The sequence below is a fragment of the Vibrio sp. 10N.286.51.E5 genome, assembly GCF_041469125.1.
Lineage (GTDB): Bacteria > Pseudomonadota > Gammaproteobacteria > Enterobacterales > Vibrionaceae > Vibrio > Vibrio crassostreae_C.
Window position 1 is genome coordinate 38,981 of sequence record NZ_JBFRJZ010000053.1, and the last position, 14,256, is coordinate 53,236.

The following is a 14,256-nucleotide window of genomic DNA, read 5'->3' on the forward strand; positions in this document are numbered from 1 at the left end:
CTGGCGGGAAGTTGATTGTTCAAGAAAGTTTAGATTTGATACAGCCTATTTTTGATAAAGCTCTAGCGGCAGGCCGTCTGGGTCCGCGAAAAACGTGAATGACTTCCCTGTAAACTCATCAACTCGAATCGGTTCAACGTCGATTCCTTGTCCTTCTAAATAGCTTTTTACTTGTTGAACGTCCTCAACACAAAAGGCTAAGTGTCTCAATCCTTGAGCTTCTGGAAAGCTCGGTCTTTCAGGTGCATCAGGGAAACTAAACAACTCTATTTGAGCACCATTAGGGAGTGCTAGGTCAAGTTTGTAAGACTGGCGCGCTGCTCGGTAATTCTCTGCAATAATTTCTAGCTTTAAAATCTCAGTGTAAAAGCGTTTTGAGGCTTTGTAGTCTGAGCAAATAATGGCGGCGTGGTGGATTCCTTTTAGCATCAGTTTATTTCTCCTGCCAACTTTTCACCCAAGTGTTCCATCGCGTAGTCAATGAACACGCGTAGGCGAGCGGGCATATACTTGGTTTGTGCAAACTGCATAGCGATGGCGCCGTGGTAGTTACTCTTGATGGTCCAGTCATTCAGTACTTGAACAACGCTACCTTCTGTTAACGCATCTTGAATCACAAAGTCATGGAAGATGCCAATCCCCAAACCTTCTTTCACACCTTTTAGTCGCATCTGAGAGTGGTTCACTGCGTATCGACCACTGACGGAAACGGTGTGAAACTCATCATCTTTGAGAAAGTCCCAAATGTGGTCTTTGTCCGTTTCTGCAAGGTACAGGCAATCGTGCTGGCTGAGATCGGTCGGGTGAGAAGGGATGCCTTTATGAACCAAATAATCAGGGCTCGCACACAGTACTAAGTTAGTCTTGCCTAACTCTTTTAGCACTAAGCTTTCATCGGGCTTATCGGTAAGGCGAAACGCAATATCGATGCCTTGGCGTAGTATGTCGATATCACCATCAGCAGCGCGTAACTTAAGTTGGATCTCTGGATACTGATTTAAGAATGGAACAACGAAAGGCTGCAATACCGAATTCAAGAAGGCTTCAGGCGCCGCTACCGTTATCGAGCCTGCAGGTTCGGTATGGTCGGAGGTAGACAGTTCAACGGCTTGTTGCGCTGCGTTGATCATCACCACACTCTGATCATAAACCAATTGACCCGCTTGCGTAATGATAAGGGTACGAGTGGTACGCTCAAACAGTTTCACCGATAGCGCTTTTTCCAAGCGGGTGATGAGCTTACTCAAGGCTGATGGTGTCACGCCTAACTGTTTTGCTGCAGCCGTAAAACTACCTTCGTTAACCACCAAAATGAACGAGGCGAGATCCGGAAGCAGGGCGATGAGTTTTGGGTTAATCATAAGTATCCAGTTAAGCTAGTTTCAACGATGAACTTAATGGTCATTGTGAGCGATTTACTTTGATTTGTGAATCAATTTCATTAATTGATTGACTTAATAAAGCGATGTTGAAAGCGCCATTTATTAACGAGCGTAAGTGAACTACACTGATAAAAAAGCTAGGTAAGTGACCGATGAATAAAGAGAATTTTCCAGAAGAGTTAAAACGACTTCGCGAAGCAGCATCCATTTCTCAGGAAGAATTCGCAGAGTTGTTGTCCCATTCTCATCGGGCATTCTCTGGTGTGAATCAGGTAATGGTGAGCCAGTGGGAAAGGGCAAAAACAGTACCGAGTTTTGTGCGCCGTCTGGGTATCGCAAGCTTCTTTCAGCTAGATTACGACTTTTCCGTTGAAGAAATGGTGCAAGTGAAAGCTGCCACTAAGAATGTGGAGCGTCCATTCAGTGTTGATATTGGTTATGACTATGAGGTGACGAGTGTTGAGTCATATAGCATGGGGACACTTCCAGCGAAAAGACTCAAATCGATTCAAATCATGCATCAAAAAACCTATGGCAAAGATTTTATCGAGGTTTCTAAACATCTAGGCGTAATAAAAGAAGATATGCAGGTACTGTGTTTTCTTTTTGAGGGCGTCATTATTGGGCATGTGGTGTATGACGGGTTAAGTAAGATGCTTTGCAGTGTTGGTGCCGTTAGTATTGTTATTCGTCGTAAGATCTTCGATTACATGGCGGACAATTTATCGGGTACTGAATTCCGCTTTCCTACTCTTGATCCTGCAATGTCCCAGTTCCTCTATGATCTTTACTTAGAGCCGTATATGAGCAAACTCGGCATGCCATTTTTCAAGGCTGATATAAAGAAAGTAGTGAATAACCCGTTCTCTCAGAACATCCAAAACAAACACGATATTTACTTCAAGTGCATTCGATATCACGATCTTAAGCAGAAAAAGAAAAGCGTCGAGTTTGTCTTAAATTAACCTTGCTTGAGTACTCACTTTTACATGACAAGTCTAAGATCGGTCAAAGGCAGTGGTTTTGAATATAGAAAGCCCTGATAGCTATCAAAACCTAGCTGGTGGACGAGCTGATGTGTATCCGTATCTTCAACACCTTCTGCCACGGTTTCGATTCCAGACTCTTTGCAGTACGCCAACGTGCGCTTCACCAAGTCCGAACGTGCTGGTTCTGCGCTATTCACGATTGACTTATCAAACTTCACTTCATCAACATTAAGGCTCATCACCTTATTCATATCTGAATGGCCAATGCCAAAGTCGTCGATTGAGGTTTTAATGCCAAGAGATTGAAAGCGTTTTATCTGCTCACAAAGTTGGTCATCCAACTGATCGTTTTCACTCAGTTCAAAAGTAAGCTGCTTTGCTTTGAACGACGTATTCCAAAGTAATTCGCGAACCTTTTCCACGTTATCAGGGTTAGCCAACACCTTCTTGCTGATATTAACTGCCAAGTTCAAGTGAGATGAGAGAGATTTTACCTCTGTCAGTGATTGCTCAAGAACACTAAAGAAAATCTCTTCTTCATAACCCAATGCAAATGCACGATCAATAAACACACCTGGAGAGAAAATCCCTTCTTCTGGAATATCTAAACGAAACAGCGCTTCAACACCAGTCACTTTCTCGATACTAGGTTCAACCTTTGGCTGATAAAAGCAGGTGTGCCAGTCGTTTTCGAAGGCTTCTTGAATGATGTGGTCTGATAGGTTCACTTGTTTGGTTTCTCTTCTCATCGTGTTTCATTTGTATAGCGGCGTTGCTGGTGCGCATTCTGAGAGAAGCGGGCATTCATCACTATATCGTTTTGAGATGAAAAATTGAGATTTGATATGAATTCAGGGTGAGTAACATATTTTTTGTTATTCTTCTTCATATCAATTAGCTGGATATTACTGGTGTGAAAAGTGTGATCTTAAGTCAAGAATAACTGGCATCACATTTTTTTGTAACTGGGGGGATTATTTACAAAGTTGGTCATGTTACACTTGCCCGGTTATAGGAGAGCAACCCATTTATGAAAAATTACAGTGACATATTAGCTTTAATAGTTGATGACTCCCCAGTGATCTTGTCGAGTATTCGAAGAATGCTGATTAGCTTAGGTTTGAATGATAAGAATATTTATCATGCAAAAGATCCTAAAGCTGCTATCTGGCACTGTAAAAAAATGGGTTTTGACCTGATTATTTGCGATTATAATTTTTATACACGCCTCAATGGCAAACAAGTCTTTGAAGAGCTTCAACACTACAGTTTAATAAAACCAAAAAGTAGTTTTATAGTGATAACTGGCGAATCATTATCAAAAATTGTTCGTTCTATTATTGAGCTCTCTCCTGATGAATATATTTTAAAGCCTTTTAATTCAGCTTATTTTACTAATAAGATCCGAAGGTCTCTAGCAAGAAAATCTGCTTTATATCAGCTTTACCAAGCAAAAAATCAGAAAGATTATACTCGCGGTCTTAATTTATGTGATGAACTGGAGTTTGAACACCCTCAATACCATTTTCTAATTCAAAAGTTTAGAGGAGAGTTCTACGCATTGTTAAATATGTTTAATGAAGCGAAAGAGCTATATGACTCAATTATTGTTGAAAAAGACGTTGAGTGGGCAAATGCTGGCTTAGCTGATAGCTTAATAGAGCTAGGTGAGTTTGCTAGAGCACAATCTATTGTTGAAAAAATGCTAGCAAAGGTACCGAATTCGACGCAAGCGATGACGCTAAATGCAAAATATGACATTTATAATGGTGATATACCTAAAGCAATAAAGCAGTTTACTATTATTTCTGAGTTGACCCCTGGTAACCCTGAACGTGAGTTGGTTATTGCAAACTTATGTGTATCTCAGGGGGACTATAGAAGTGCTGCTGCCAGGTTTATGATGTATTACGAACTTAACATCGACACGTATCGCGATAGTTTAGAAGCTCGTTATAATTATATTCGATGCATTCTTTTTATTCATGACTCGATTCAGCAAAATCGTTCATTAGTTAACGAAGAAGAAGTTGAAGAAGATCCAAAAAAATTAAAAATTGAAGCTTTAAATGAGTTTAGGCAAATATCCTTATTAAAGGAAAAAAAATACAACCGAAGTGATGATATGCAAGATAAAGTTGTAAATTATGATATTGAACAAGAGCTTTTGATGTGCCATTTCTCTATTGTTGAGGGGAAGCTTAGGGAAGCGATTTCTATATTAAAGCATATTTACTCGTGTAACTTAGTGGAAGGGTTTTATAATAAGTATCATTTCTTATATCTCTTGAGTTTGCTTACCTTTAATCAAGAATTTAAGGAGTATGTACATTCCATAAGAGCGGATATGAATGAAAGCCAGTTGAGTCCAATGTTACTTAAATCTCAAGTAGAGTTGATGAAATCTTTGACAAGTAATCATGCAACTCAGACTGATGTGGTCAATGAAAAGCTTGAGAATGCGAGTATATATCAAGGCTCTAATAAAATTATCGACGCATTAGACGAGCTAGTGGACATTCGTTCGAGAAATATTTACATTCGAGAAGTCAATATGCAACTTATTCAGTTGTTGTCTTTAGGTTGGCCTTCTAATTATTCTGCACGGGACGTAAAAGCTCTGTTGAAAAGCTGTTTTAAAGTCTGTAAAGAACTTTATAAACCAATAGAGCTAAAGCAACTTGGGATATTAGATAACATTGCTTTAGCTGAAAGTAGAGTTGCAAAATTTTCTTAAGTTGTGGCGGTTATTGACGAGTACCGTCTACTTTGAAGTGGTTAGGAAGTTCGTTTAATGGGATAGGCGCACCAGTAAAATAGCCTTGGCATAGGCTAAAGCCCTGTTGACGTAAAATATGCCAAGTAGCACTGTTTTCTACACCTTCAACAACAGTATTCATACCCATGGTGTCTGCTACCTGGCGTAACATTTTTACTAGAACTTGATGCTTAGGGTTTGTTGCTAGATCAGAAACAAAGCTTCTATCAATTTTCATTTCTGTAAAAGGAAGCTTTAGAAGTTTATCTAATGAGGCATACCCTGTTCCAAAATCATCAATCGATAATTTGAAACCATGTACTCTTAGCCGAGCTAGCGTTGAAAGTGCAACAGGTCGGTTACGATAAGCTTGAGACTCAGTTAATTCCAAAGTTAAGTACTCATGCGGAAAATTGAACGCTTTGCATGCTTCAATGATTTTGTCGCAGATATTTGGTATTGCAAGGTTTTCTTGCGTCATGTTGACCGATACAGAAATATCGAAAGGGCAAGTCGAAATATCACAAAGTGCTCGATTAAGGACGACAAAGAATAGTTGATCCATCATGTTGCATTCTTCGATAGTGTCCATAAATGAAATAGGGCTGAGAATTCCCAGTGTCGGATGTTTAACGCGTGCTAGTGCTTCTACTGAAACAAGCTGCTGATTATCAAAGCGAACTTTTGGTTGGTAATAATTGATAACCTGACAGTTTTGAAAAGCGTCATGTAGATCATGTGCCGACAGGCTATCAGGTGGTTGGTTTTGCCATGTTTGTTCAACACTTTGTGTGAACTTAAGTAGTTCATTTGCTAAGTTAGACTTTAGATCTTTCTTTTTTAGGAGGGACGAGTAGTTGAACTCCAAAAGTGAGCTGATATTTAATGTTAAATCGCAAATATCATCTTCCGCAGAGCTAACAATCACAACACCTAACTCTTTGGTGATTTCAGATATTTCAAGTAATAACTTGATACCGTCCATATTAGGCATGTTAATGTCACAGAATGCCAAGTCGATACTACTGTTTTTCATGAGAGCTAGCGCTTCTATGCCGTCTTGAGCAACATATACATGTTCAACGCCTAACAGACTAAGTTCGATCTTTAATCGAGTGCTCTGAATAAGGTCATCTTCAACGATCATTACTTTCAAGTTATGCTGCATTATTCGATGCCCTCGAGTAGATCTTTTACTTCTTCAACGATTTCGTTCATTTTCTTGGTCAGCATACACTTTTGGCTTACAATTTTTTGAGGATCGAGCTCGTTTTGTAGCTTTTGAGCTAGAGTTGCAATCTCAGTTAGACCTAACATGTTCGCCGTGCCTTTTATTTTATGAGCCAGCGCCCTCAGATCTACATCACTTTTGTCCAAGCTTTCAATGTCTAATGACATTGATTGAATAATGACACTATAAATATCTCGTTTATTTTCATTACTGTAATCCGAGAAATTGCTCTCGATTTCACTCTCAGGCTCTGACGTTGAGAGAGGTTCGGATTTCACTAGAAACTTAGATATGTTGTCATAGATTGCCTTTGAATCGATCGGTTTTGAGATTAATGCGTCAAAGTACTCAAAATTCTCTAAGGTGTAGTTGGATTCTCCAGTACATCCAACAATATTCGCGTAGCCATACAGCCCGATGTTTGTTTTAACTTCTCTTGCTAAACTGTGGCCATCGAGATTTGGCATGTGAATATCTGTGAGGATTAGATCGTACGCACCTTTGCGCTCTTTTAGTTGTGTTAACGCGTGCTGTCCATCATTTGAAACGTCGCTAGAAAGCCCTAGGTCTTTTAATTGATTCTTTAATAAGCATTGATTAATCAGGTCATCTTCAACAATTAATACGTGCCCAATTAGTGTCTCCATCATTTTTTCCTCTGAGAGCTGAGTTGAAGGGGATTTTTGATTATCATTTAATGGCATCAGATCTGAAATAAGTTGATTTAGTTTTAAGTTCAATTCAATCAATGACTCTTGTTCTAACTTTTCTTCATGAGAAACACATGCTTGGTAGAGTGTTGTAGCACCTAGGTTGCCTGCTGTTCCTTTTAATTGATGTACTTTTTGGTGTTCATTGGCTTCAATACTAGTACCACGGTATTGTTCTATGAAGGCGCTTAATAGCTTGAGGTACAGTGCTGTGTTCCCGGCCGCGATTTTTAGGCCAGCTTCTAAATCAATAGTGGAAACTTTGCTTAGCCAGTTCGGGATTGGAGCGACAGGTTTGTCAGCAACCACCTCACCAGCGTCGTTAGTTTCTACAATCTGGTTTGTGAACCATTTTAGCATTTTTCTATACATGTCTTGGGTGTCGATAGGTTTTCCTATGATGTCATTCATACCTGACTCTATTGCTTTATCAATATCTGCAGACATAATGTTCGCAGTCATAGCGATAATCGGTAAAGAAAGTCCTAATTCCTGACGAATCATTTGAGTTGCTTGATAGCCATCTATCTGGGGGAGTTGGCAGTCCATGAGAATACCATCGTATTTTTGTTGACTCAGTTGATGTATAGCTTTCTCACCATCGGAGCAAACATCCAAGCGGGTGACACCTTTAAGTAGAGCTTTTACGAGCTCTTGGTTAATAAAGTTGTCTTCCACTAATAATATATGCTTGTTTTTTAAAGGTTTTAAATTCAACTTCGGAACATCAGCTTGATTTTCTTGGTTATCGAGTATCTCTGGAGCAATATCAAGGATGATCTCAAATGAGAATTGACTACCTTTACCTTGATCGCTTTTAACTGTTAAGCGACCTCCCATGAGTTCAACAAGTTGTTTACTGATAATTAAACCGAGACCAGTGCCTCCATACATACGACTCGTAGATTCGTCTACCTGGATAAAAGGTTTGAATAGCTTATCTATATCTTCACCTGATATTCCGATTCCTGTATCTATAATTTCAAAACTGAGTTTTGTTTTATTTTTGTTTACATTATCACATGAAATTAATAAGTTGATCTCACCTTTTTCAGTAAATTTGATCGCATTGCCTACTATGTTTAATAGAATTTGGTTTAATCTTAATGAGTCACCTAAGACATAATTTGGAATGTCATTACTATAACTTAGTTTTAAATTTAAACCCTTCTCATTCGCAATGATAAACATCATCTCGTAGAATTCGTCAATCAATGAAGGCAGCGAAAATATTTTATTTTTTATATTAAATGAACCTGATTCAATTTTTGATATATCTAAAATATCGTTGACTATCTTCAATAGAGATCTAGAGGCGTTATTAACATTTTTTATATATTTATTTTTATCGATATCGATGTCAGTATTCGTTGCTAATTGACTCATACCAATTATTGCATTTAAAGGCGTTCGGATTTCATGGCTCATATTAGCAAGGAATTGAGACTTTATTTTTGTAGATGATATAGCCTCATCTCTAGCAATTTTTGCCTCGTGTGTAAGCCTTACTAAACTCTTTAATGAATGGTAAATCAAGTACGCTAACATAACCATACCAATGAAAAACAACAACGTTAGTAGCGTAATGAGATAAGAGGTCAGCTTTAAATCACTCACACTATTAATTCTTTCGTCACGAATAGAAAGTATGATTGCTTCGGCTTCTAAAACGGATAGAGTAGCTTCTTTAGAATTTTTAATCAATGCATAGTTATTCTTGTTTAATTTAGTAAATATATCAATGTAGAAATCAGTGTCTTCTGATAATTTTGATAGATAATATGATTTATCTTTGTTTTTTATAAGAGGTATTAGCTCTTCTAAATTGGATTTTATGTTTTTAAGAATACCAATAGCTTCATTTAATTGCTGAGTGTCTAGTCTTCTTCCAAGAGTAAGAGAGTTGACTATTTTTTTGTTTATAGCAGTTTTATCACTTATCAAACTGTTTATAAGTTCAATTGTGTGAGGGTTTCTATAAGTATAGTTGAAGTTCAGAACCATCTTTATATTATTATTTACCAAATTAGAGCGTGCTGCGTACTCGGCTATTATTGCTTTTCTTTCTTTATCTATCGCAACATACTCTAAAAAGCTCTCTCTATATTTACTGATAAGAACGAGAATTCTTTCTTCATTGTGATCATTTAAATCTAATGTCAGATCCTTGGCCTTTTCAATATAGCTTAAGGCTTCATTTAAATATTTTTCACTATTATCTCTTACATAGCCTAACGTGTTAAGACGAGCCCTATCCAAAGAAAATATCAACTCTCCAGTAGTATGAATACGTTTAAGTACCTCAAAAACCTTATTTGTTCCTACCCAAGTACCAATTGCTGTGGTAACGAGGAGGGTAAAAACTAAAAGAAAGCTAATCATGATTAGCTTAATACGACTCTCCTTTTTCTCAATCTTAGATAATTGATCAAAGTTTGGGATCATTTTTGGCATACATACTCGGACTAATATTAGAAATTTACGACGTTGTGAGAGCGCTGATAACTATCATGTGAATTACAATAGTTTAACGGCAGATTCCATATAAGGAAGTGGTTTTTGGCGAAAATTTACTTTGTTGGCTGGCCAAAAAAATCATGTGCTTCGGTGTGGCTAGAGTAAGGTTCTCAAGTTGCTTAGTAAATAATCGTGTCGCTTCGAGTTACTATTCGTGCCTATGATTCATTAATGTTTTTCCAACTAAAGGGATAATCGAGAAGGGGATGTTCAACTAGAATAGGGGTATAAGTTTTACAGTGTAAATGATCGAATTGAAATCGTTTACATCCCCTACATAATGCGGCGCGATGCTGCTGAATAATAATTAGGAAGGAATAGACAATGTCTTCTGCATTTTACCAACAGATTCAAACTCAAATCGAAGAAGTTAAAGAAGAAGGTCTTTACAAGTCTGAGCGCATTATTACTTCTGCACAAAAAGCAGCGGTTTCTATCTCGACTGGTGAAGAAGTACTAAACTTCTGTGCAAACAACTACTTAGGTCTTGCTAACCACCCAGCTCTTATCGAAGCAGCTAAAGATGGTATGGATCAGCACGGTTTTGGTATGGCTTCAGTACGTTTCATCTGTGGTACTCAAGATTCTCACAAAGAACTAGAGCAAAAGCTTTCTACGTTCCTAGGTAAAGAAGACACTATCCTTTACACATCTTGTTTTGATGCAAACGCTGGTTTGTTCGAAACAATTCTAGGTAAAGAAGACGCAATCATCTCTGACGCACTAAACCACGCATCTATCATCGATGGCGTTCGTCTGTGTAAAGCAATGCGTTTCCGTTACTCGAACAACAACATGGAAGAGCTAGAGCAGCAACTTATCGCTGCTAAAGAAGCTGGCGCTCGTCACACACTAATCGTAACTGACGGTGTGTTCTCAATGGACGGCGTAGTGGCTAACCTTCCTGCTATCTGTGACCTTGCAGACAAGTACGATGCACTAGTAATGGTTGATGACTCTCACGCAGTGGGCTTCATGGGCGAAAACGGAGCGGGTACTCACGAGTTCCACAACGTTGTAGACCGTATCGATATCATCACTGGTACTCTTGGTAAAGCAATGGGTGGCGCTTCAGGCGGTTACACTTCTGGTAAGAAAGAAGTGATCGACTGGCTACGTCAGCGTTCTCGTCCATACCTATTCTCTAACTCTGTTGCTCCTGCAATCGTATCTGCGTCTATCCGCGTTCTAGATCTTCTTGCGGAATCTGGCGACCTACGTACTCAACTATGGGAAAACTCTGCTCACTTCCGTACTCGCATGGAAGAAGCTGGCTTCACTATGGGCGGTGCAGACCACGCAATCATCCCAATCATGCTTGGTGATGCAAAAGTAGCGGCTGAGTTCGCTGAGCGCGCACTAGAGAAAGGCATCTACGTTGTAGGTTTCTCTTTCCCTGTAGTACCAAAAGGTCAAGCTCGTATCCGTACGCAAATGTCTGCTGCACACTCTCGTGAGCAACTAGACCGCGCAATCGATGCGTTCATTCAAGTTGGTAAAGACATGGGTATCATCTAATTTTAAAGGGATGCCACGAGCATCCTTTAATTAGATAGAGCAACACCCAGTAGAATATATAGATTTTTGATTCTCGCCTTACAGTTAGGCGAGATGAACTAGGTAACATTATGAAAATTAAAGCACTTTCTAAGCTAAAGCCTGAAGAAGGCATTTGGATGACCGAGGTTGAAAAACCTGAAATGGGTCATAATGATCTTCTTATTCGTATTAAGAAAACCGCAATTTGTGGTACTGACGTACATATCTACAACTGGGATGAGTGGTCACAAAACACAATCCCAGTACCTATGGTAGTAGGTCACGAATACGTGGGTGAAGTTGTTGGCATTGGCCAAGAAGTTCGTGGTTTTGAAATCGGCGACCGTGTATCTGGCGAAGGTCACATCACATGTGGTCACTGTCGTAACTGTCGTGGCGGCCGTACTCACCTTTGTCGTAACACAACAGGTGTTGGTGTTAACCGCACTGGTGCGTTCTCTGAGTTCCTTGTGATTCCTGCGTTCAACGCATTTAAGATCCCTGCAGAAATCTCTGACGATCTAGCTTCAATCTTTGACCCGTTTGGTAACGCAGTACACACAGCACTTTCTTTCGACCTAGTTGGCGAAGACGTGCTAATTACTGGTGCTGGCCCAATCGGTATCATGGCTGCAGCTGTTGCTAAGCACGTTGGTGCTCGTCACGTTGTAATCACTGATGTAAACGAGTACCGCCTAGATCTTGCTAAGAAAATGGGTGTGACTCGCGCAGTAAACGTGATGGAAGAGAAGCTTGAAGACGTAATGTCTGATCTTGGCATGACTGAAGGCTTCGATGTAGGCCTAGAAATGTCTGGTAACCCATCTGCGTTCAACAGCATGCTGACTAACATGAACCACGGCGGTAAGATCTCTCTACTAGGTATTCCACCATCAGATATGGCAGTAGACTGGAACCAAGTAATCTTTAAAGGCTTGGTTATCAAAGGTATCTACGGTCGTGAGATGTTCGAAACTTGGTACAAGATGGCTTCATTGATTCAATCTGGCCTAGATCTAACACCAATCATTACTCACCACTTCAAGGTTGATGACTTCCAAAAAGGCTTTGACGCTATGCGTAGCGGGCTTTCAGGAAAGGTTATCCTTGATTGGGAATAGTCTAAATTAGGCTCTCATTAGCAAAAGGCGACAGGTTAAATTGTCGCCTTTTTTACGTCTAAAACCGCTAAATAACGCTCGATTACAGTGGCTGTCGCCATTTTGTCGCCATTAATTTTCTAAAGGATTGAGGTGAACTGCCTGCATCAAATGCTCGGGAGCAAAGTGAGAATACGCCATTGTCTGCTCAATTTTTGTGTGACCTAGAATCCGCTGTAACACCAAAATATCCCCTTTATTCATCATAAAGTGCGAAGCAAATGTATGCCGTAGAACATGCGTTGCTTGCCCACTTGGAACATGATTAGGTAAAGCCCTTTTAATGTAGCGCCAGGCATCCTTATAAGTAGTGTCAAAAATCTTATGGTCGTTCACTGCGATATCTAAGATCTCATGATACAAAGCAGGTGAGATGGGCACACTTCGATTTCTCTTACCTTTTGTCTCGGTGTAAGTTAGCTTGAATTCAGCTACTTGTGAACGGGTAAGAGTGAGAGCTTCACTTATACGAGCACCGGTGGCTAAGCAAATCTTAGAGATTACAATGAGCTGTGGAATCGAGACTGTAATTACGCGGTTGAAATTCTTCAGGTTAAATAGGAACTCTTCAATTTGTGGCTTGGTTAGATATGCCAGGTTCTTCTCGCTAGTTTTGATTGTATCGATAGCTTCAATCGGGTTGGGGTATTTCCATTGATTGTACTTGATTAGTTTCTTGAACATTCCCTTTAGATAAATCAATTCCATGTTATGTGTTGTTGGTGAAATCTCAACAGATTTATTTTTGCCACGGTAAGGTATTCGTGTTGCACGATAGTCCAAGTAGTCTCGTTCTTTAAGGTGGTAGGCAATCGGGTTACCTAATCCTTCAATTGTTTTGGCTATCAGATCCCGAGCTTGCTGATCCGCACCAGTAGTTTTGGACACTGAGTTAAGTGAGTACAATCACTAATGAGGTGAACCATAACAAGCAAGAAGAAACGTATTATCCATTCTCCTGAATTTAAAGCCGAAACCCTGAAGTTGGCAGAGAAAGTGGGAGTCGCTACAGCTGCAAGACAGCTCTCGTTACATGAATCTCAGATCTATGGTTGGCGAAAAGCCACAAAGAAGAATTCTAATATTAGCCAACGAGAACAAGAATTGGCCGTTGAAGTCGCTAAGCTAAAAAGGCAGTTGGCAGAGCAAGCAGAAGAGCTAGACATCGTAAAAAAGGCCGCCACCTACTTCGCGAAAAATCTAAAGTAAATTGCTATGAATTTATGCTCGAACACCTGCTGAGTTTCAGTATTTCCCGTATGGCTAAGGTGTTCAGAGTTTCTTGAAGTGGGTTTTATTATTGGGTTGAGAACCGCCACAAGGCGATTCAACGTGAGACAGAGCGCCAAAAGCTTGATACCAAGGTAAAAGAAGCCTTTGACGTTAGCAAAGAATGAGATGGCTCAGACGTATTCAGAAAGAACTGGCAGAGAGCGGTGATAACCATAATGTTAAGACCATTGCCGCCAGTATGAAACGTCAGGATTTAGTAGCGAAAGCAGCACGCAAGTTTAAGTGTACAACGGACAGTAAGCATAAAATGCCCGCTGCTCCGAACTTGCTCGCTCAAGATTTTAACGCAACGGCTCCGAATCAAAAATGGGCAGGAGACATTACTTATGTTGCCACAAGCGAAGGCTGGCTGTACTTAGCTGTCATTATTGACCTATATTCAAGGCAAGTAATTGGTTGGTCTATGGATACGAGAATGACGGCCTCACTGGTCTGTGATGCCTTATCGATGGCTTTATTCCGTCGAGGATTCCCTGAGCAGGTTATAACTCATAGCGATCGAGGTAGTCAGTACTGCTCGAAAGACTATTTCAATTGCCATTACGCTGAAAGTTGTTACCCATTCACCGCTACACTTGATTATTTTCAATACGTTAAGTGCAAATACTACTAATCTGTCCAAGGTTTAGAGGACCTTGAACATATTAGGTATACACAAGCTTAAATTAAACGTTGGA

At 39.8% G+C, this 14,256-nt stretch carries 10 protein-coding genes and 1 pseudogene; 5 read left to right on the top strand and 6 right to left on the bottom strand.

What is annotated here, in order from left to right:
- Positions 1 to 45: 45 nt before the first annotated feature.
- Positions 46 to 429, bottom strand: coding sequence for a VOC family protein (locus AB4161_RS18405; protein ID WP_171761687.1), 384 nt, complete (start codon positions 427 to 429; stop codon positions 46 to 48).
- Positions 429 to 1,361 carry a LysR substrate-binding domain-containing protein gene (locus tag AB4161_RS18410; protein WP_372083834.1) on the bottom strand — a complete coding sequence of 311 codons (933 nt, stop codon included), beginning with the start codon at positions 1,359 to 1,361 and terminating at the stop codon, positions 429 to 431. The genes AB4161_RS18405 and AB4161_RS18410 overlap by 1 nt, the downstream gene beginning before the upstream one ends.
- A gap of 173 nt (positions 1,362 to 1,534) precedes the next feature.
- Between AB4161_RS18410 and AB4161_RS18415 the strand changes: the two genes are divergently transcribed.
- Positions 1,535 to 2,347: a helix-turn-helix domain-containing protein gene (locus tag AB4161_RS18415; protein WP_136978001.1), complete on the top strand. Its 813-nt coding sequence runs from the start codon at positions 1,535 to 1,537 to the stop codon at positions 2,345 to 2,347.
- A gap of 20 nt (positions 2,348 to 2,367) precedes the next feature.
- Here the strand turns inward: AB4161_RS18415 and AB4161_RS18420 are convergent, their stop codons facing one another.
- Complete coding sequence (locus AB4161_RS18420; protein WP_372083836.1) at positions 2,368 to 3,120, bottom strand: EAL domain-containing protein; 753 nt, start codon at positions 3,118 to 3,120, stop codon at positions 2,368 to 2,370.
- Positions 3,121 to 3,401: 281 nt separating this feature from the next.
- Between AB4161_RS18420 and AB4161_RS18425 the strand changes: the two genes are divergently transcribed.
- Positions 3,402 to 5,108, top strand: a complete 1,707-nt coding sequence (locus AB4161_RS18425) for a response regulator (RefSeq protein ID WP_372083838.1) — start codon at positions 3,402 to 3,404, stop codon at positions 5,106 to 5,108.
- A 10-nt stretch (positions 5,109 to 5,118) separates the two neighbouring features.
- Here AB4161_RS18425 and AB4161_RS18430 read toward each other — a convergent pair whose 3' ends face one another.
- On the bottom strand, positions 5,119 to 6,297 hold the full coding sequence (locus AB4161_RS18430) for an EAL domain-containing protein (RefSeq protein WP_372083840.1): 1,179 nt from the start codon (positions 6,295 to 6,297) through the stop codon (positions 5,119 to 5,121).
- Entirely contained in the window at positions 6,297 to 9,524 is a 3,228-nt protein-coding gene (locus AB4161_RS18435; protein WP_372083842.1) for a response regulator, read from the bottom strand. Before AB4161_RS18435 ends, AB4161_RS18430 begins: the two co-directional genes overlap by 1 nt.
- Before the next feature lie 387 nt (positions 9,525 to 9,911).
- Here AB4161_RS18435 and AB4161_RS18440 point away from each other — a divergent pair, with 387 nt between their 5' ends.
- Together AB4161_RS18440 and tdh are read left to right on the top strand one after the other, a co-directional pair.
- On the top strand, positions 9,912 to 11,105 hold the full coding sequence (locus AB4161_RS18440) for a glycine C-acetyltransferase (protein ID WP_017064793.1): 1,194 nt from the start codon (positions 9,912 to 9,914) through the stop codon (positions 11,103 to 11,105).
- A gap of 110 nt (positions 11,106 to 11,215) precedes the next feature.
- Positions 11,216 to 12,247: an L-threonine 3-dehydrogenase gene (gene tdh, locus AB4161_RS18445; protein ID WP_050649238.1), complete on the top strand. Its 1,032-nt coding sequence runs from the start codon at positions 11,216 to 11,218 to the stop codon at positions 12,245 to 12,247.
- Positions 12,248 to 12,358: 111 nt separating this feature from the next.
- Here tdh and AB4161_RS18450 read toward each other — a convergent pair whose 3' ends face one another.
- Positions 12,359 to 13,174, bottom strand: coding sequence for a tyrosine-type recombinase/integrase (locus AB4161_RS18450; protein WP_240798952.1), 816 nt, complete (start codon positions 13,172 to 13,174; stop codon positions 12,359 to 12,361).
- Positions 13,175 to 13,210: 36 nt separating this feature from the next.
- Between AB4161_RS18450 and AB4161_RS18455 the strand changes: the two are divergent.
- Positions 13,211 to 14,108, top strand: a pseudogene (locus AB4161_RS18455) (IS3 family transposase); the annotation flags it as partial.
- Positions 14,109 to 14,256 lie beyond the last annotated feature (148 nt).

Coding starts and splice junctions, on each gene's coding strand:
- AB4161_RS18440 (WP_017064793.1), top strand. CDS start 9,912: ATGTCTTCTGCATTTTACCAACAGATTCAAACTCAAATCGAAGAAGTT.
- AB4161_RS18415 (WP_136978001.1), top strand. CDS start 1,535: ATGAATAAAGAGAATTTTCCAGAAGAGTTAAAACGACTTCGCGAAGCA.
- AB4161_RS18425 (WP_372083838.1), top strand. CDS start 3,402: ATGAAAAATTACAGTGACATATTAGCTTTAATAGTTGATGACTCCCCA.
- AB4161_RS18430 (WP_372083840.1), bottom strand. CDS start 6,297: ATGCAGCATAACTTGAAAGTAATGATCGTTGAAGATGACCTTATTCAG.
- AB4161_RS18420 (WP_372083836.1), bottom strand. CDS start 3,120: ATGAGAAGAGAAACCAAACAAGTGAACCTATCAGACCACATCATTCAA.
- tdh (WP_050649238.1), top strand. CDS start 11,216: ATGAAAATTAAAGCACTTTCTAAGCTAAAGCCTGAAGAAGGCATTTGG.
- AB4161_RS18435 (WP_372083842.1), bottom strand. CDS start 9,524: ATGCCAAAAATGATCCCAAACTTTGATCAATTATCTAAGATTGAGAAA.
- AB4161_RS18410 (WP_372083834.1), bottom strand. CDS start 1,361: ATGATTAACCCAAAACTCATCGCCCTGCTTCCGGATCTCGCCTCGTTC.
- AB4161_RS18405 (WP_171761687.1), bottom strand. CDS start 429: ATGCTAAAAGGAATCCACCACGCCGCCATTATTTGCTCAGACTACAAA.